This window comes from Rhodococcus sp. GQ147 (assembly GCF_059759155.1).
The window spans coordinates 64,643-82,545 of sequence record NZ_JCAXDU010000022.1 but is presented as its reverse complement, the minus strand read 5'-3'; the positions used below and the strand labels follow the sequence as shown (position 1 = coordinate 82,545).

Annotated in this window: 15 protein-coding genes, 1 tRNA gene and 2 pseudogenes; 5 read left to right on the top strand and 13 right to left on the bottom strand. The window is 67.6% G+C overall.

The window, feature by feature from the left end; all coding sequences use genetic code 11:
* The 3 genes and pseudogenes from AC6CID_RS21380 to AC6CID_RS21370 form a co-directional block, all read right to left on the bottom strand.
* A partial coding sequence (locus AC6CID_RS21380) for a class I SAM-dependent methyltransferase (RefSeq protein WP_498354429.1) occupies positions 1–257 on the bottom strand: 257 nt, incomplete at its 3' end.
* 179 nt (positions 258–436) lie between these two features.
* A pseudogene (locus AC6CID_RS21375) lies at positions 437–1,837 on the bottom strand (WS/DGAT/MGAT family O-acyltransferase).
* A 374-nt stretch (positions 1,838–2,211) separates the two neighbouring features.
* Positions 2,212–2,751: a potassium channel family protein gene (locus tag AC6CID_RS21370; RefSeq protein WP_006554027.1), complete on the bottom strand. Its 540-nt coding sequence runs from the start codon at positions 2,749–2,751 to the stop codon at positions 2,212–2,214.
* 129 nt (positions 2,752–2,880) lie between these two features.
* Between AC6CID_RS21370 and ppsA the strand changes: the two genes are divergently transcribed.
* Positions 2,881–5,166 carry a phosphoenolpyruvate synthase gene (gene ppsA / locus AC6CID_RS21365; RefSeq protein WP_064062001.1) on the top strand — a complete coding sequence of 762 codons (2,286 nt, stop codon included), beginning with the start codon at positions 2,881–2,883 and terminating at the stop codon, positions 5,164–5,166.
* A gap of 37 nt (positions 5,167–5,203) precedes the next feature.
* Here ppsA and AC6CID_RS21360 read toward each other — a convergent pair.
* Positions 5,204–6,018: pseudogene (locus AC6CID_RS21360) on the bottom strand (universal stress protein).
* Between the two features lie 236 nt (positions 6,019–6,254).
* On the opposite strand from AC6CID_RS21360, the gene AC6CID_RS21355 reads away from it, so the two are divergent.
* On the top strand, positions 6,255–6,794 hold the full coding sequence (locus AC6CID_RS21355) for a flavodoxin domain-containing protein (protein WP_006554024.1): 540 nt from the start codon (positions 6,255–6,257) through the stop codon (positions 6,792–6,794).
* Here AC6CID_RS21355 and AC6CID_RS21350 read toward each other — a convergent pair.
* Positions 6,785–8,269: a DUF4389 domain-containing protein gene (locus tag AC6CID_RS21350; RefSeq protein ID WP_220666165.1), complete on the bottom strand. Its 1,485-nt coding sequence runs from the start codon at positions 8,267–8,269 to the stop codon at positions 6,785–6,787. The genes AC6CID_RS21355 and AC6CID_RS21350 overlap by 10 nt on opposite strands.
* A gap of 142 nt (positions 8,270–8,411) precedes the next feature.
* Entirely contained in the window at positions 8,412–8,984 is a 573-nt protein-coding gene (locus tag AC6CID_RS21345; protein ID WP_006554022.1) for a hypothetical protein, read from the bottom strand.
* Positions 8,985–9,121: 137 nt separating this feature from the next.
* Here AC6CID_RS21345 and AC6CID_RS21340 point away from each other — a divergent pair, with 137 nt between their 5' ends.
* Positions 9,122–9,994, top strand: coding sequence for a hypothetical protein (locus tag AC6CID_RS21340; RefSeq protein WP_064060179.1), 873 nt, complete (start codon positions 9,122–9,124; stop codon positions 9,992–9,994).
* A gap of 12 nt (positions 9,995–10,006) precedes the next feature.
* Here the strand turns inward: AC6CID_RS21340 and lexA are convergent, their stop codons facing one another.
* The 3 genes from lexA to AC6CID_RS21325 all read right to left on the bottom strand — a co-directional run bounded on the left by lexA (position 10,007) and on the right by AC6CID_RS21325 (position 11,373).
* Positions 10,007–10,669 (bottom strand): transcriptional repressor LexA, encoded by a 663-nt coding sequence (lexA, locus tag AC6CID_RS21335; protein ID WP_498354428.1) that lies wholly within the window; start codon positions 10,667–10,669, stop codon positions 10,007–10,009.
* A 14-nt stretch (positions 10,670–10,683) separates the two neighbouring features.
* Entirely contained in the window at positions 10,684–11,217 is a 534-nt protein-coding gene (locus AC6CID_RS21330) for a hypothetical protein (RefSeq protein WP_064060150.1), read from the bottom strand.
* A gap of 79 nt (positions 11,218–11,296) precedes the next feature.
* A tRNA-Leu gene (locus AC6CID_RS21325) sits at positions 11,297–11,373 on the bottom strand.
* 107 nt (positions 11,374–11,480) lie between these two features.
* On the opposite strand from AC6CID_RS21325, the gene AC6CID_RS21320 reads away from it, so the two are divergent.
* A complete protein-coding gene (locus tag AC6CID_RS21320) occupies positions 11,481–12,095 on the top strand; it encodes an ANTAR domain-containing response regulator (protein WP_064060151.1) in 615 nt (204 codons plus the stop codon).
* Between the two features lie 185 nt (positions 12,096–12,280).
* On the top strand, positions 12,281–13,612 hold the full coding sequence (locus AC6CID_RS21315; protein WP_019289674.1) for an ABC transporter substrate-binding protein: 1,332 nt from the start codon (positions 12,281–12,283) through the stop codon (positions 13,610–13,612).
* 40 nt (positions 13,613–13,652) lie between these two features.
* On the opposite strand, the gene AC6CID_RS21310 is transcribed toward AC6CID_RS21315, so the two are convergent.
* The 4 genes from AC6CID_RS21310 to AC6CID_RS21295 are packed head-to-tail and all read right to left on the bottom strand — an operon-like array spanning position 13,653 to position 17,864.
* A complete protein-coding gene (locus AC6CID_RS21310; RefSeq protein ID WP_006554016.1) occupies positions 13,653–14,477 on the bottom strand; it encodes an ABC transporter ATP-binding protein in 825 nt (274 codons plus the stop codon).
* Entirely contained in the window at positions 14,474–15,508 is a 1,035-nt protein-coding gene (locus AC6CID_RS21305; RefSeq protein WP_138843449.1) for an ABC transporter ATP-binding protein, read from the bottom strand. Before AC6CID_RS21305 ends, AC6CID_RS21310 begins: the two co-directional genes overlap by 4 nt.
* Positions 15,501–16,490, bottom strand: coding sequence for a branched-chain amino acid ABC transporter permease (locus AC6CID_RS21300; RefSeq protein ID WP_220666163.1), 990 nt, complete (start codon positions 16,488–16,490; stop codon positions 15,501–15,503). Before AC6CID_RS21300 ends, AC6CID_RS21305 begins: the two co-directional genes overlap by 8 nt.
* A 3-nt stretch (positions 16,491–16,493) precedes the next feature.
* A complete protein-coding gene (locus AC6CID_RS21295; protein WP_200358135.1) occupies positions 16,494–17,864 on the bottom strand; it encodes a branched-chain amino acid ABC transporter permease in 1,371 nt (456 codons plus the stop codon).
* Positions 17,865–17,903: the final 39 nt, after the last annotated feature.

Sequence of the window (17,903 nt, the reverse complement as noted above, 5' to 3'; positions counted from 1 at the left end):
TCGTATCGCTCCGCCGCCCGCATCATCGTCGAGCCCCAACCGCAACCGATATCCAGCAGCGTCATCCCGGGCCGGAGATCGCACTTACGGAGAGCAAGATCGACTTTTGCGATCTGAGCTTCCTCGAGGCTCATGTCGTCGCATTCGAAGTAGGCGCAACTGTACGTGCGCGTGGGGTCGAGAAACAGTTCGAAGAAGTCGTCGGACAGGTCGTAGTGGGTCTGGACCTTCTCGTAGAACGGCGTCAGTTGCTGCATTCGGACCTACTCTCCGCGAGGAGTGGGCCGCGAGTTCCGGTGCGGGGCGTCGGTGCGTCCCGGCCATACACCGCTATCGGTCGATAGTGCTCCGGCAGAGCGCCTTCTCACACGGGGACGGCGATTCCTGGGGCAGATGTCCGACTCGGGCACCGGCGTGCTGCCGTTATTCCGTGGTGTCAGCCCGCACGGACGGATGTCTCGTCGGCGACCGGCACGATGTCGAACGCGTCCTCCAGCTCTCCGAGGGCGGTATCGAAGTGGTCGAGCAGAGGCTGCAGCTGCGGCAGGCTGCGACTGCACGAGGTCAGGCCGAAAGCGATCGCGTCGTCGGTGCTCGTGCACGTGATGTTCAGTGCCTGACCGTCGACCGGCACGGACAGTGGATACACCGCATCCACGCGAGCGCCCTTCCAGTACAACGGATCCGGAGCTCCCGGCACGTTCGAGACGATGACGTTGAAGGGCGGTCGCGGGAGTGCACGATTGCGGGTGAGGATCCCCACCGCCAGAGGCGCGACGCCGAGTGCACTGGCCGCCAACCGGGACAGGGAGGACATCCCCTGCATGGAGGCCTTGCCCTGCGTCGTCGATGCCGACACCCTGGCCAGCCGGTCGGCCGGATCGGCGAGATCCGTACCCATATCAGCCATCAGGACACCGAGTTCGTTTCCGGCGCAATCTTTGTCGGGTCGCAGGCACACCAGGACCATGGCCACGAGCGACTTGTGGGGCAACGCCCCCTGCTCGCTCAGGAAGGCGCGCAGTGCTCCCGACGACATGGCCAGCACGACATCGTTGACGGTCGCGTCGGCCGCTCTCGACACAGCGCGCAGGCGGGTCAGCGGCCACGAGCGCGCGTCAAACCGGCGCGTCCCGGAGATCGGCACGTTGATCATGGTGTTCGGCGCGGCGAGCGACAGCGATCCGCCACCGCCGCGCAGCGCCCTGTTCACGGTGCCGGCCAGCGCGGGCACGAAGCCGGTGACCTCGGACGTCGCCGTCCGCACCGCCTGCATGGCGGCTTCGGGAAGATCTAGCGCGGTCCCGGACGAGTGGGAGCGGCTCGGCGCGTCGAAGGGCGCCCACGGTGCCGGCATGCCGGTCTGCTCGGAGTCCGGACTCAGGGCGCGGCGCAGCAACTTCATCGCGCCCACGCCGTCGGCGAGGGCGTGATGGATCTTGGTGTAGACGGCCAGGCGCCCGTCCGCCAGACCCTCGATGATGTGCATCTGCCACAAGGGTCGGCTCCGGTCGAGCAGCGTGCTGTGCAGCCGAGAAACGAGATCCCACAGTTCGTCGAGCCCGCCGGGCTGTGGCAACGCATTGCGTCGCACGTGGTGGGGGAGGTCGAAGTTCCCGTCTTCCTCTCAGGCCCACTGGCCGAAGGTGCCCAGGGAGCGGACCGCGCGCTTACGCCACAGCGGAGCGACCTCGCCGTCCTCCGCGGCGGCGGTGAACAGTGCTCCCAGATCCGCGGCGGTCGTGCCTTCACGAGGCCGGAGAAGGATCAGTCCGCCCACATGCATCGGATGATCACGGGACTCCCCGAGGAGAAACATCGAATCGGTGGGCGACATGGGTGGACGCATCGGCACATTTCCTCCACCCGGATCGCCGGGCAGTTCGTGGCGAGGCCCCCTGCTGCCCCGCCGACATGTGCGTCAAACCATGACCCCCATCACAAGTTTATGACGCGACACAACTACTACGCGATACCGGGCCATATCGCCAAGTCCGGACGCCCGATTTCCCGCCGAAGTGAGAATTGTTGTCCGATTTGCGAACTCCGAGGCGCTTTCGCGGTCAACATGACGCTGTCGACGACGGTTCCCATTCAGCATCTCGGACCTCCGACATCTGCCAGTGGACGTCGAGTCCTTTCAAGGATCACCCCGCGCAGCGGTTGGGGAATACCCGGACGCCGAATCGCGTAGGTCGATCCCGTGATCGGTCACTCCTCGTCCCCGCGATTGCGACGACGCCACTGCACGGCGGCCGTGAGCAATCGGATCCCGAGAGCCAGGAAGATCAGATTTGCGATCATCTGCACCGACACGACGGCTCGCGCGGTCTCGGTTACAGCGGAGATGTCCCCGAATCCCACCGTGGAGAAGACCGTCAGACAGAAGTACAGGGCATCGACGCGGGACAGTGGTTCGGTGAAGTTGTCCGGATGCGCCACGGACATGCGGAGGTAAAGGGTTGCGAAGACCACGAGATAGGCGGACACGATCGTGGTGAGTGCCTCGACGGCCTGGACCGCCGGGTACTCGGACGCGAGAATCCTGCGGATCTGCCACCAGCCGACCATCAGGACCGCAGTGCCACCACCGACGAGGGTCAGGACCTCGGACGTGCTGCGGACATGCTCGACCGGAATCACGAAGTAAACGCTGACCAGCACGAAGGCGGTGAGCGTCGGACGCGCTATCGCGGTCAGGATCAACCGTTTCCGCTCCCGCGGATCAGGTGTGCGCGGAGGATCGGCCACGGTCGTCCCCGTCCCGGAATGATGACCTTTGCCCCTACGGTATCGATCGGGCCGGGGCGACGATGGGAAGACCGAGTATCCGATCCGGCCCGGAAGGTCGACGCGGGCGGGGAGTGTGGGGAGTCGTCGATGACCGAACACGAACTGTGGGTCCGACCGATCGCGGAGGTGGGCGCCGCCGACGCGCCGACCGTCGGTGGCAAGTCCGCGAACCTCGGAGAGCTCACCCGCGCAGGCTTTCCGGTACCGCCGGCGTTTGCCGTCACCACCGCCGCCTATCTCGACGCGATGGACGCAGCCGGCATCCGATCCCGACTGGCCGCCGAGGCCGTGCCCGACCCCGATATCGACGACGCCACCCTCATCCGTACCTCCGCGGAACTCGCCGCCCTGGTGACGGGTTCGACCGTCCCGGCCGGGATGCGCGCGGCGATCGTCTCCGCCTACGAGAGCCTCGGTCCCGACGCGCCGGTTGCAGTGCGGTCGTCGGCTCCCGCGGAGGACGCCTCCGACACATCGTTCGCCGGGATCCACGAGTCGTACACGAACGTCATCGGTCCGGACGCGGTGATCCGCGCGGTGCAGGCGTGCTGGGCCTCGTTGTGGTCCGAACGCGCCCGCACCTACCGAGGGTTGCGCGGGGTGACCGACGAGCCGTCCATCGCGGTGGTGGTCCAGGTGATGGTGAAGTCCGAATTGTCGGGCGTGGCCTTCACGGCCGACCCGCGCACGGGCGAACTCGATCGCATCGTCATCGAGGCAGCTCTCGGTCTCGGAGAGGTCGTCGTCGGCGGGCAGGTCGAACCCGACACCTATGTCGTCGCGAAGGACGGCCTCGAGGTGCTCGACGTGCGTCTCGGTCATCAGGAGTTCCGCATCACCTCCACCGACAGCGGGGACAGTCGCGTCGCCGTCGATCCCACGCGCCGCACCCGAGTGCTCGACGACGATCAGCTCGTGCGCGTCGCGCGCCTGGCCGCCGGAGTCGAGGAGCACTACGGGCGCCCCCAGGACCTCGAGTTCGCGTTCGCGGACGACGAATTGTGGATCGTGCAGACCCGCCCGATCACCACGCTCGATCAACCGGCGGCGCCCGCCCCGTCCGGAAACGGCGAAGCGCGACCGTTGCTGACCGGTCTCGGTGCCGGCCCCGGGACGGCGACCGGCCGAGTGCGGGTGCTCCACGAACTGGTCGACGGGAAGAAGCTGAGCGACGGCGAGATCATCGTGGCGCCGATGACCAGACCCGACTGGTTGCCGATTCTGCGCCGCGCCGGCGGCATCGTCACCGACGGTGGTGGTATCACCTGCCACGCGGCCATCGTCGGACGCGAACTCGGCAAGCCCGTCGTGGTCGGTGCACGTACCGCCACCAAGGATCTGAAGGACGGGCAACTGATCACCGTCGACGGCAACGCCGGTGTGGTGTTCGACGGCGCAGTCCACACGGCGGAACGGCCCGTCGCGACGGTATCCGCGTCTGCGGCGTCGGCCGTCGCCGCCGAAACCGTTACGGCCACAGCGGTCTACGTCAATCTCGCGACTCCGGATGCCGCGGAGTCGGTCGCCGCGACCGATGTCGACGGCGTCGGTCTGCTCCGTGCCGAGTTCATGATCACCGAAGCACTCGCGGGCGAACACCCTTCGCACATGATCGCGCAGGGACGCCGCGACGAGTACGTGGAGAAGATGGCGGGTGGCCTGGCGCGGATCGCGGCGGCATTCGCCCCGCGTCCGGTCGTATACCGTGCGATCGACCTGCGCAGCAACGAATTCGCCGATCTCGAGGGTGGGGAGGTCGAACCCCACGAAGAGAACCCGATGATCGGTTACCGCGGGTGCTTCCGGTACATCCGGGATCCGGAACTGTTCTCCTTGGATCTCGATGTGCTGCACCGGGTTCGGCGCACACACCCGAACGTGCATCTGATGATCCCGTTCGTGCGCACCCGCTGGGAGCTGCGGGACTGCCTCGCCCAACTCGACCGGCATCCGCTCGGTTCCGACCAGCGCATGCAGCGCTGGATCATGGCCGAGGTCCCGTCGGTCGTCTACTGGTTGCCGGAATACGCGAAGCTCGGCATCCACGGCGTGTCCATCGGAACCAACGACCTCACGCAGTTGATGCTCGGCGTGGACCGGGACTCGGAGGTGTGCAAGGACCTGTTCGACACCCTCGACCCCGCGGTGCTCGACGCGATCGACCACATCATCGAACGGGCCTCGGCCGCGGGACTGACGACGTCGTTGTGCGGTCAGGCCGTGTCGACGAGCACCGACCTCGCCGAGCATCTCGTGCGGCGCGGCATCACCTCCGTGTCGGTCGCGCCCGACGCCGCGGCGCAGACGAGACGGACGGTGGCGCGAGCGGAACAACGCATCCTGCTCGACCGCGCCCGGCGCGCCGGGGCATGACCGGCGGGGAACCGTCCTTCGTCAGGGGCGCCGCGCACTACGGGACGACCATCACGGGCCAGGTCACCGTGTGCAGCAGCGCCCATGTGGTGGATCCCAGCATCAGGTTCGGGAACCCGCCTCGACCACGACGGCCGAGAACGAGCAACTGCGCATCGGCAGCGTGCGATGCCAGATAGTGGGAGGACTGGTCCAGCACCACCACCGGGTGCACCCGCACGTCGGGGAACTCCTCGCCGTGCCCGGCGAGACTCTCGGACAACAGTGCCCGCTCCTTTGTTCTCCACGCTGTCCCACTCGATCCGGAATCGGAACGGACCGCGCACATCGAGGTCGGACCACGCGTGGGCTGCCACCACGTCGGTGCCGCGCAGCGAGGCCTCCTCGAACGCGGCGGACACCGCGCACACTGTGCTCCGAACCGTCGACGCCGACGACCACCGGACGCGTGACCACCGCGCGGCTGACCGAACCGAATCGCTCCCAGCCGAACCGGTTGTCCCCGGCCCCGGCCCCGACCACGACCATCGACGCCGACTTCGATCGGTCCACCAGTTCGAGCGACGGAGAATCGGTGCACAGGTGGGTCTCGATGTCGAGCTCATCCTCGGGCACCGCGCGGCGCGCGTATTCGGCGGCATCGAGGAGCATGTCGCGTCCCTCGGATCCCTCCTACTCGAAGAATCCGGCGGGCATGCCGATCGGGACACCGAACGTGTTGCGGACCGACACGATGGTGACCAGCGACAACGGGAGCCGGCACCGTTCCGCCTCGCGAGCTGCCCAGACCACGGCCTGCAGGGACGCTCTCGATCCGTCCACTCCGGCGACGATGGGGTGGTGTGCTGTTATCACGATCACCTCGGTGCCTGTCCGAGCTGCGGGCACGGCCGTTTCGGGCCCTGCTTTTCCGGGATCCTGCGGTTTCGGGACCCTGCCAGCACACGCTCGGACCGGTCGGTCGCACAAGAGTCGACGGTCCCGACCTGCCCGCAGGAAGTGACCGAAGACCCTCACGTGCCGTGCACGCCGCTTCTCACACTGGAGACTGCATCCGGCGCAATCACCCACTGCCGAAAGGCCCCGCCATGTCCGTCCTGATCGGCTACGCGACCGCTCGAGGGTCGACGCGGGGAATCGCCGAACGCATCGCTGCGGGACTGGAAAGCCGCGGTGCCGTGGAACTGCGCGCGCTCGGCGATGTCGCGTCGGTACGAACGTACGAGGCGCTGATCGTCGGAAGTGCGATCCACAACGGGCAGTGGCTCCCCGAGGCTTCCGATGCGATCTATCGGCTGGGCACCGAATCGGAAGGGCGACCGGTGTGGGCGTTCTCCGTCTCGTCGATCGGAGCGACCAGCACGATTCTCTCGCCCCGGGTGGCGGCATATCTGCGACGGGTCACGCCGGAACCTCGGGCGGTGCAGAACCTCCGTTCGATCACCGATGTGCGTGATCACCGTTTCTTCGCCGGTGCCATCGCTTCGGGCGACTGGGCCGGAATCGGGCGGATCGTCTTCCGGCTGATGGGCGGACACTACGGCGATGCCCGGGACTGGGTCGACGTCGACGCGTGGACGGAGAGGATCCGGGAAGGCCTCATCGATATACCGCGTGATCAGGGCTGACCGGTGCCGGTCGGGCCGGCCGGGGGAGTGACGGAGACCTGCTCGATCGGCTCGCGCGCGCCCTGGTCCAGACGGAAGGGCGGGTATTCGTCGCGCATCAGTGCCGCATACGCCCACACACGGTACAGCCACCGGTTGATGCCCATGACGAAGTCGAACAGCGATCGCGGATAGGTGCCGGTGAACAGCAGCACGATCGCGGCGAACAACACCAGCACGCCCAGCAGCGATCCGAAGGCCCACATGCCGTTCCCGGTAGCACCGTCGCTGCCGTCGCCGGCCGCGATACCGAGGGTCCACCCGCCCAGCCATCCTCCGGCCAGCACGGCCAGTACGACGTAATGGGGGATCGCGAGCAACCACCACTTGATCAGGACGAGCCCACGGGAGAGCCGTTCCGGATACTCGACGTCGAAGTCGGCCGGGTAATCGGTGCGGTGCAGGCCGAACGGCGGGTACCTGTCGGTGCCCAGCGCCGAATAGGTGTAGAAGGCGACGCGCCAGGTCCACCGCAGCACGCCGACGTCGAAGTCGAACAGTGCGCGCGGATAACGACCGGTGAACAGGATCGCGATCCCGGCCGCGAAGGTCGCCACGACGAACGCGATGTGCAGGAAGAACAGCACGAGGAAATGGGGGATCGCCAGCAGCCATTTCACCAGCCACAGCCACCGCGACAACGGTTCGTCGAGATCGCCGCGCAGATGCACCGGATAGGGCACCGCCGCCGGGTGCGAAGGTGCGGTGACCGGAGTGGCGCCGGTAGCGGGAGCGGACACCGGACTGGGCGGCGGAGGCCCGTGCCGACCGAGTCCGACCGCGCCGGCGAGCAGCAGAGGGACACCGACGGCGAGAAGAACCAGACCGAGGATCAGCAGGGCGAGCACGGCCGGTCCGAGCAGGTCGATGTGGATCCCGGCGCGCACGTCCACGCCGATCCCTGCGGATGCGTCGGCGTTCATCACCACCACGGTCCATGTGCCGTCGCGCAGATCCCATTCCACTTGCTGGGTGCCGGTCCCTTCCGCCGATGCGACCCAGAACTGTTGCGCGTAAGGAGCAGCCGGAGTGTCGCCCCCGGGAACGTCACGGTAGGTGACCTCGAACGGCTCGAACCGCAGATCGGTCACGACGGCGTGGGCGACCCCTGAGAGATAGGCCTCGACCTCCCCGACGGGAGCGATCCCGACGAACACCGCCGATGCGGGATCGAGTGCGGTGGCCTGCACCAGAAGCCGGCCGATGTCCTCACTGCGCAGACCCGTGGGGCTCTGATCGTCGGTGACGAGGTCGAGACGTTCGGAGACCAACGCGTGCGTCTGCGTCCGGAGGGTCCCCTCGGGACCGGTGATGAAACCGTCGGCGCGCTGGACGACGAAGAACCACCCCAGAATGAGCGCTCCGACCGCGGCAGCGCCTCCGAGGAGCACGAGGAGAATACCGACGACCAGCATGACCACTTTGCCGACGTTCATCGATCCGTCCTCCGCGCACCGTGACGATCACCGAGTCGCTACGGGAGGGTGTTCGTAGAACGATTGTGGCAGCTCGATCGGTCTTTCTCGGCGTCAATCGAGCATTGCGGGGTATCGAGAACTTCCTCGGCCGATCGAGCGATCAGCGAAGGCCGAAGGACGGACTCTCCTCGCGCCGCCGCGCGACGATGTCGTCGAACGCGTCGATCAGCCCCTCGGGATACCAGCGGGGATTCGTGTCGGCGGTGGTGGCGACGAGCAGCAACTGGTGTTCGCGTGCGTCCACGGCTACCCGGGCGAGCCGGGTGCGCCCCTCGTCGTCGAGCGCCGCGACCGTCGCGGCGAGATCGGCGACGAGCAACACGCGCGGGGGGTCGACGACCGGCGAATCGAGTTCGGCGACCACGTCGGTGATCTGATCGGTGGTGGTGGCCCAGCAACACGGCCCCGTGGGGAGCGAGGCGGAGCCACCGAGCCAGCGATGACGACGGTGCGGATCGATGACCACCAGGTCGTGGGTGCCGCCGGTCAGTGTCGTCATCGCGATCAGGTCGAGCGACACGCTGGGCGACGAGCGGCGCTCGTCGCGTCGGATCAGCAGGTGCCGTCCGGCGGACAGATCCCACGAGACGGGCGTGCCGTCGTTGTCGCGCCCGAACGGGATCGTCGTCCGGCACGCGATCACCCGGGAGCCCGGTCCGCGAGCGGGGCGCACCGGGACAGACGATCGACACGGTCGACGAGTGGGCGGAGTGGCGGGCATCGACATGGTGGATCCGTTTCGTGTCGCTGGTTCCGGAGCGATCCTCGGACGACCGAACTGTAGAGGCGGGCACCGACAGGAACGGCCGCGTGCAGGTCGCGGCCGTCACTGCTCGTCCGCTTCGGGGTAACCGCCCGATTGCGACAGCCCTCGCCGTAGCCGCCCTCACCGCCCTCGGCGGTCACATCGCCTCCGCAGCGCCCGTGCCGATCGTGGACGACACCGGCGCGATCGCTGCTCCGAGCAGTACCCAGATCTCGTTCGCGCACACCCCGACCGGTCTGCGCGCCGGCACTGCGAACGAGCACGAGTCCCGCGCCGACGTGTCGATCGTCAAGATGTATCCGGCCGAGTACGTTTTCACCTACGTCGATCCTGCGGATCACGCCGACGCGACGGAGATGATCCGGTCGTCGAACGACGCGATCGCGGACCGCCTGCACGCGGAATACCCCCAGGCGATCTCGTCGACCGTGGCGGAGTTCGGGCTCACCGACACCCACGTGCCCGGCTACTGGGGTGTCGGCACCACGTCGACGCACGACATGGTCACCTATCTCGAGACGAAGAAGCGCACCGACCCCGGTTCGCCGGTGCTCGCCGCGATGGCCACGGCCTACGACACCGCCGCCGACGGATATCCGCAGGACTACGGCACGGCGCTGATCGCCGGTGTCGTCGGCACGAAATGGGGCTGGAGCGACGACCGCTCGTTCCACGCCTCCGCCTCGTTCGGCCCCGACTTCTCCGTCGCGGCGTCGACCTACGGATCGGCGGCGCAGCTCTCCGAGCACGTCCTCGGCGCATTCACCGAAGGGGTTCCGCCCGGACCGGAACCCGGTCCTCGCCTGCAGGACTGCCCGCCGCTGGGCTGGCTCGCCGGCGATCCGCTCCTCGGACCGCCCGCGCAGGATCTCCTCGACGGACTACCGCCGGTCGTCACCGATCGGATCTGCGGCTGATCTCGGCAGGGATCAGATGCGGCGCATGACGGACACGACGGTGCCCAGCACCACCGCCTCGTCGCCGTCGAGGACGGGATAGGCGGAATTCCGGGGTTCGAGGTAGACGTGGCCGCCTCGGCGCCGGTACACCTTGACCGTCGCCTCGCCGTCGATCATCGCCGCGACGATCTGACCGGAGTGGGCCTCGTGCTGCCGCCGAACCACCACTGTGTCGCCGTCGCAGATCGCCGCGTCGACCATCGAGTCGCCTCGCACGCGAAGCGCGAAGACCGTGCCGGAGCCGACCAGACCGCGGGGGAGGGTGAGCAGGTCGTCGGTGTGCTCCTCGGCGAGAATCGGTGCGCCCGCGGCGATGTCGCCGACGACCGGCACGGTCACGGTGTCGTCGGATGCGCGTTCACCGCCGGACGAGCCGAGGAAGGGGCGCACGTCGAGCTGGCGCGCCACAGCGGTGCCGCGGCGGAGGAAACCCTTGTCCGCGAGGCTCTTCAGATGCTTCGAGACCGTCGACGTCGACCGCAGACCCACCGAATCGGCGATCTGCCGGGTGCTCGGCGACGATCCCTGCGCAACGATCCAGTCGCGGGTCGCGGCCAGGATCTGCTGCTGGCGCAGCGGCAGGGACGCGGGGTCGAGGCCCCCGAACATGTCGAACTCGTCGTAACCGGTCACCCGGAGAATCGTAGCTACGCGGTCTCCGCCAGGTCCGGGGGAGTACCTGCGGAGGAGCTCTGCCCGTTTTGCAGCTGTTCCATGGCCCGTCGCTCCCGCAGCGCCCGGATGAGCTGCCGCTCCTGCAACTCCGCCGGATCGGCGGACAGGCCGGGAATCGAGAATCCGACCAGGGCACCTGCCAGCAGTGCGAGCGCCACCCGCGCCGAGTCGCCCTCCCGGATGCCCAGGACGAGTTCCACGAACACGAGCGCTCCGACGGCGACGAACACCACTGCGATCAGGGCCAGGATCTGGCGGATCCTGGGCTTCGGACGCGATCCCGGCGCCAACGGCATCGACTGGGCCGCGAGCTGCCACAACCGGGCATCGACGCTCTCCCGCAGGGGGCGCTTCCGGAACTCGTCGCCGAGTCCGTTGTAGATGGCCAGATCGGCTGCGATCCGGGTCCGGAGGTTTCGACGGGACAGCTCGCGCGACAGACGTGCGGCCGCCCACGACACCACCCCGGTGACGAGTGCAACGACGACGGGAACCCAGATACTCACGCCGGAACATTACGACAGCGGAGCCGGAATCGGCGGGATGCGGAAGGCGTGCTCCGGCCGTGTGGCGCGAACCGAAAAGTGGTGCCCCCGGTGAGACTCGAACTCACACTGGACGGGTTTTGAATCCGTTTCCTCTGCCAATTGGGATACGGGGGCGTTGCGGACACCACTGTAGAGGATCGGGCGAAGTGGGCGCGCACCGGTACCCTTCTTACGTTCCACCCTGCACCGGGGACCGCCAGTACCGAGGGGAAGGCCCGACCATGACCTCCGCGCCGCACGACAGCACACCAACTCCTCGTCGGGTCGTCGTAGCGGAAGACGAGGCCCTGATCAGGCTCGATCTCGTCGAAATGCTGCGCGAGGAGGGCTACGAGGTGGTCGGTGAGGCCGGCGACGGACAGCGTGCCGTCGAACTCGCCGAGGAACTCCGGCCCGACCTGGTGATCATGGACGTCAAGATGCCGCGCCGCGACGGCATCGACGCCGCCTCGGAGATCGCACAGCGGCGCATCGCCCCTGTGGTCATTCTCACAGCCTTCAGTCAGCGCGAACTCGTCGAACGCGCCCGCGACGCAGGCGCCATGGCGTATCTCGTCAAGCCGTTCTCGAAGAGCGATCTCGTGCCCGCCATCGAGGTGGCCGTCAGCCGCTTCGCCGAGCTGCGCGAGCTCGAGCGCGAGGTGCAAGGGCTCAACGAGCGATTCGAGACCCGCAAGCTCGTCGACCGGGCCAAGGGACTGCTCATGGAGAAGCATGCGATGACCGAACCGGAGGCGTTCCGCTGGATCCAGCGCGCCGCGATGGACCGCCGCACCACCATGAAGCAGGTCGCGGTGGTCGTCCTCGAGACCCTCGGAAGCGACACCGCCGGCTAGCCGCGCGAACCGGTTTCGAGTGCTCACGGCGCCCGACGCGTTACCGCCACATCAAATCTCCGCCCCGCAGATAACGGTCGTATCACAAGGATTTCGGCCGGGTTCGCGGGGTGCTTCCGACCGCTATGTTTCGACCACATCCGGAATCCGCCGGATGCGGTGTCAGGCGTTCGAAGGAGAGTTGAATGGCAAGACGGACTCTGGTCCGCGCCGTAGCGGTACTCGGTGCTGCGACGCTCGCCCTCACCGGGTGTGGTTCGGACAGCGACGATTCGGCATCCGGTACGTCGGCCGGTGACGAGGGGTCGGCGGCCGCGACGACCGTCGAGACCGACTGCGAACCACAGCAGGCCACAGCAGGGGCGACTCCCGCCACGGGACCGCTGAAGATCGGCACGATTCTCCCCGAGACCGGCAGTCTCGCCTTCCTCGGACCGCCCGAGGTCGCTGCCGTCCGGCTCGCCGTCGACGACATCAACGCCGCGGGCGGTGTTCTCGACCAGCCGGTCGAACTGTTCCCGGGCGATTCCGGGGACACGACGACCGACACCGCGAACACCACCGTCGACCGACATCTCGCCAACGGCACCCAGGTGATCGTCGGCGCCGCCTCGTCGTCGGTCTCGCTCAAGGTGATCGACAAGATCGTCAGTGCCGGCGTGGTGCAGTTCTCGCCGGCGAACACCTCCGACCAGTTCGTCTGCTACGCCGACCGCGGGTTGTACTTCCGCACCGCCCCGACCGACGTGCTCCAGGCGCAGGCGCTCGCGCAGCTGATCGCCGAGGACGGGGCGCAGCGCGTGTCGATCCTGGCGCTGAACGATCCGTACGGCACCGGCCTCGCCGAGAACACCGTGACCAACCTCGTCGACGCCGGTATCCCGGAGGACCAGATCCAGAAGATCATCTACGACCCCAACGCGCAGTCGTTCAACGCGGAGGTCGACCAGGTGGCCAACTTCGCACCGGATGCTGTGGCACTCATCGGCTTCGAGGAGTCGGCGAAGATCATCACTCGCATGCACGAGGTGGGTATCGGCCCGTCCGACGGCATGGCGGTCTTCGGTGTCGACGGCAACATGGGGAACGCGCTGGGCGAGAACGTCGCCGAAGGACTGCTCGACGGCATGGCCGGCACCACGCCGCTGACCGACACCGGCGAGGAGTTCCAGCAGCGACTGCTCGGCGTCGATCCGGGTCTGATCGACTTCAACTACGCCGGAGAGTCCTACGACGCCGTGATCGTCTCGGCGCTGGCCGCGGAACAGGCAGGGTCGACCGCCGGGGTGGACATCGCCGCGAACATCAACTCGGTGACCCGCGACGGGGAGAAGTGCACCAGCTACCAGCAGTGCCTCGACCTGCTCCGTGCGGATCAGGACATCGACTACGACGGTGCCACCGGCGAACTCACCTTCGTGGACGCGGGCGAACCCGGCGTGGGCTCGTACGGCCGACTCGTGTTCGGTCCCGACAACACCCTGACCACCGAGGACTACATCGTGGTGGGTGAGTGACCCGCCGGTCGTGAGCGAAGGGGTGATCGCCGGTAGGCGGTCACCCCTTCCGCTTCTCCCGGCTGCCGGCGAGAGTGCCGAGATACAGTTCGACGACCTTCGGGTCGTGCATGAGATTGCTGCCGGTGTCGGTGTACGCGTTGCGGCCCTGGTCGAGAACGTATCCGCGATCGCAGATCTGCAGGCAGCGACGCGCGTTCTGCTCGACCATGATGATCGACACCCCCGCCGCGTTGATCTTCTTGCAGCGGATGAAGACCTCGTCCTGGAACATCGGCGACAGTCCCGCCGACGGCTCGTCGAGGAGCAGCACCGACGGCTCCATCATCAGCGCGCGGCCCATCGCGACCATCTGCCGCTCACCACCGGAGAGCGCTCCCGCCTTGACCTTCCGGCGCTCGGACAGCAACGGGAACAACGACGCCACCCGCTCGAACTGCTTCTCGAAGTCCTTCGGACGCAGATAGATCCCCATCTCGAGGTTCTCCTCGATGGTCAGTGAGGGAAACACGTTCTGCGTCTGCGGCACGTAGCCGATCCCCTTGCGCACCAGGATGTGTGCGGGCGCCGAGGTGATCTCGTCCCCGCCGAGCGTGACGGTGCCGCTGCGGATGGGGATGAGGCCGAACAACGCCTTGAGCAGGGTCGACTTGCCGGCTCCGTTCGGGCCGATGATGCCCACGATCTCACCGTCGCGCAGGTAGAAGTTGCAACCGCGCAGAATATCGACCCCGGGGAAGTAACCGGCCACGAGATCGTCGGCGCGCAGGAGAGCTCCGGTCGCCAGGCGCGCATGTTCCTCCGGGGTCGCGGCACGTTCCGCCGGCGTCGTCCCGGTGAGTGCAGGAGTGATGTTGTCGCTCAAGGCTTCTCCAGGGTCGTGGCCGTCGCGTCGGTCGACGCCGAATCGGGATCGGACAGGTCGCCTCCGGCCTCGAGGGTCTGCGCTTCCGCGTCCGCGAGGGCGTCGGCGAGTTCGGCGGTCGCGCCCACGGGATTGCCCTCGTCGTCGAATTCGAGTGCCTGGTCGTGGTGACTGCCGAGATAGGCGTCGACCACGGCCGGATCGGACGACAGGGCGTCCGGCGGTGCCTCCGCGATCACCGAACCCTGCGCCATCACCACGACCCAGTCGGAGATGTCGCGGATGACGTCCATGTCGTGCTCGACGAATACCACGGTCGTCCCGTCGTCGCGCAGGGTCTTGATGTGTCCCAGCAGATTCTGCGTGAGCGCCGGATTGACGCCGGCCATCGGCTCGTCGAGCATGACGACGGTCGGTTCGGTCATCAGCGCACGGGCCATCTCGAGCAGTTTGCGTTGACCGCCGGACAGTGAACCGGCGAAGTCGTCGGCCTTCGCGGCCAGACCGAAACGGTCGAGCAGTTCGTATGCGCGCGCGGTGATCTCGCGTTCCTGGCGGTGCCACGTCCACGGCAGCAGTGCACCGGCCATGCGCTCGCCGGTCTGGTGCCGGGCGCCGAGGCGGACGTTGTCGAGGACCGTCATCTTCGACAGCGCCTTGGTGAGCTGGAAGGTGCGCACGATCCCGCGCCGCGCCACCTGATGGGGATGGAGCCGGCCGAGCGCGTCGCCGTCCATCGCCCAGGTGCCGGTGTCGGGCCGGTCGAAGCCCGTGAGGAGATTGAACAGGGTGGTCTTGCCGGCGCCGTTCGGGCCGATCAGGCCGGTGATGCACGAGCGCTGGATCTCGAGGTGGGCCACGTCCACGGCCTTGAGGCCTCCGAATGTGCGGCACAGATCGTCGACGACGAGGATCGGGTCGGGTTTGGCGGCGCCGGGGGCGCGGTCGACGCCGGCGAACAGCGCGGCGCGTTCGTCCGCGCCGAGGACCGTGCGCGGTGGTGTCGGGTCGGGTCGGATCGTGTCAGGCATCGAGTTGCACCTTCCGCTTGCTTCCCAGGATGCCTTGTGGCCGGAAGACCATCATCACCGCGATGAGGACGCCGAGCAGCACGTACCGCATCGCGCCGACCTGTTGTTCGGTGAGCGGGAGCAGCGGGTCGGGTCCGGTGATCGCCTGACGCAGGAAGGCATCCGGGAGGGTGAGCAGGAACCAGAACACCATGGCGCCGAGCACCGGTCCGAAGACCGTTCCCGCACCCCCGAGGATCAGCGCGCCGAACGCGAAGAAGGTCTGCGCGGTCGAGTAGAAGTCGGGGTTGATCGACTTGGTCTGCAGGGCGTTGAAGACGCCGCCGAGACCGCCGATCATGCCGCCGAGTACCAGGGCCTGCATCTTGTAGGCGAAGACGTTCTTGCCGAGCGCGCGGGCAGCGTCCTCGTCCTCACGCACCGCCTCGAGGACCCGCCCCCACGGACTGTGGGAGAGGAGGTAGACCAGCCCGCACAGCAACAGCACGAGGGTCCAGCCGACGACCATCGCCCACAGGTCGTCGCCGTAGAACCGCATACCGAGCAGGTTGTACTGGCGACTCGAATCGAACGGGCTCAGGGACGTGAACGGGTCGGCGAAACCCCACAGGCCGCGGGTCGATCCGGTCACCGAGTCGGACGCGGTCGAGCGGAACATCAGCCGCAGGATCTCCGCCGCGGCGATCGTCGCGATGGCGAGATAGTCGGCCCGCAACCGCAGGGTGGGGATGCCGAGGACGAGCGCGAGCAGACCTGCCAGTGCGAGGCCGACGAGGATGCCCACCCACAACGGCTGGTCGTAGGTGACGGTCATGATGCCCACGCCGTAACCGCCCAGGAGGGCGAAACCGATCTGCCCGAAGTTCAGCAGCCCTGCATAGCCGTAGTGCAGGTTCAGGCCGATCGCGAGCAGTGCGTAGAAGATCGCCGACGGGCCGATGAGCTGGGCGAAGGAAACCTGGAGTACCGACACGATATCCATGGGTCAACCGATCCTTGTCCGACTGCCGAGGATGCCCTGGGGGCGGATAACCAGGATGACGATGAGTACGAGCAGACCGCCGATGTACTTCAGGTCCGGGTTGATCACGAGGGTGGACAACTGGACCAGCAGTCCCACCACGACGCAGCCGACCAGTGCGCCGTAGGCGGTGCCGAGGCCGCCGAGGATGATGCCGGCGAACATCAGCAGGAGCAGCTTGAAGCCCATCTCCCACTGCACGCGCCCGCCGAGTTCCGACAGGCCGAACAGCACCCCGCCGAGCGCGGCGAGCCCGCCACCGAGACCCCACACGAAGCGGATGACGTGTTCGACGTCGATCCCCGACGATGCCGCGAGGTCGCGGTTGTCGGCCACCGCGCGCATCGCCTTGCCGATCCGGGTGCGCTGCAGCAGCAGGGCGACCCCGACGAGCACCACCAGGCTGATCACGATGCACGCGAGGTTGACCGGGGTGATCGCGATCGGCCCCCACACCAGTTGCTGCTGTGCCTGGTAGTCGTCGAACGGCTGGGTGCGGTCGGAGTAGAAGGCCAGGATGAGATAGCGCAACGAGATCGCGAGGCCGATCGACACCACCAGCTGGGCGATCAGGCCCGTGTGGCGGCGCCGGAGCGGAGCCCAGATGAGTGCGTTGTTGAGCAGGCCGATGATGACGCCGACGATCACCGCCAGGATCGTGGCCGGTATCAGCTGGACACCGAGGGTGACATTGAAGATCCACGCCGCGACCGCCCCGAGGGTGACCAGCTCGCCGTGGGCGAAGTTCGTCAGGCCGGTCGTGCCGAAGATCAGACTGAGGCCCACTCCGGCGATCGCGATGACCAAACCGAAACGCAGACCGTCGACGATCGTGCGCACCAGCGTCTCGCCCCACGCGACCGTCGAACCGCTACGCGCCTCCCCGAACGAGAAAATCACCGTGTTCGCCCGTCCCGGAGCGACATCGCGGGTCACCGAGGTCTGGACGGTGACGTCGTCGGGCAGGCTCTCGGTGTCGACCTCGAAGACGTACGTGCCCGGCGGAACGGTGAGTTCCCAGCGCCCACCGTCGGCGGACTCCGTCTCGGTGACCACCTCGCCGCTCTCGGTGGTCGCACGGACGACGACACCGTCGAGTCGTTCGCCGGCATTGTTGAGCGTTCCGCGGACGGTCACCCCCTCCGCGGATTCCTCGTCGGGTGCGGCCGGTGCCGTGTTCGCGGGCGGTGAGGGTGGGTCCGGCGGATCCTGGGCGGAGGAGAGGCCGGAGCCGACGAGGACGAACAGGACACTCGCGAGCGTGACGAGTGCGGCGCGGACCGATCGGTGGAGGGTCGAGGTCGGTCGTCGCCGACATCCCGAGGTAGGGGCCACGCAGGTCCTCCCGGTGGGTGCGCTGTCATCGAGCGCGGC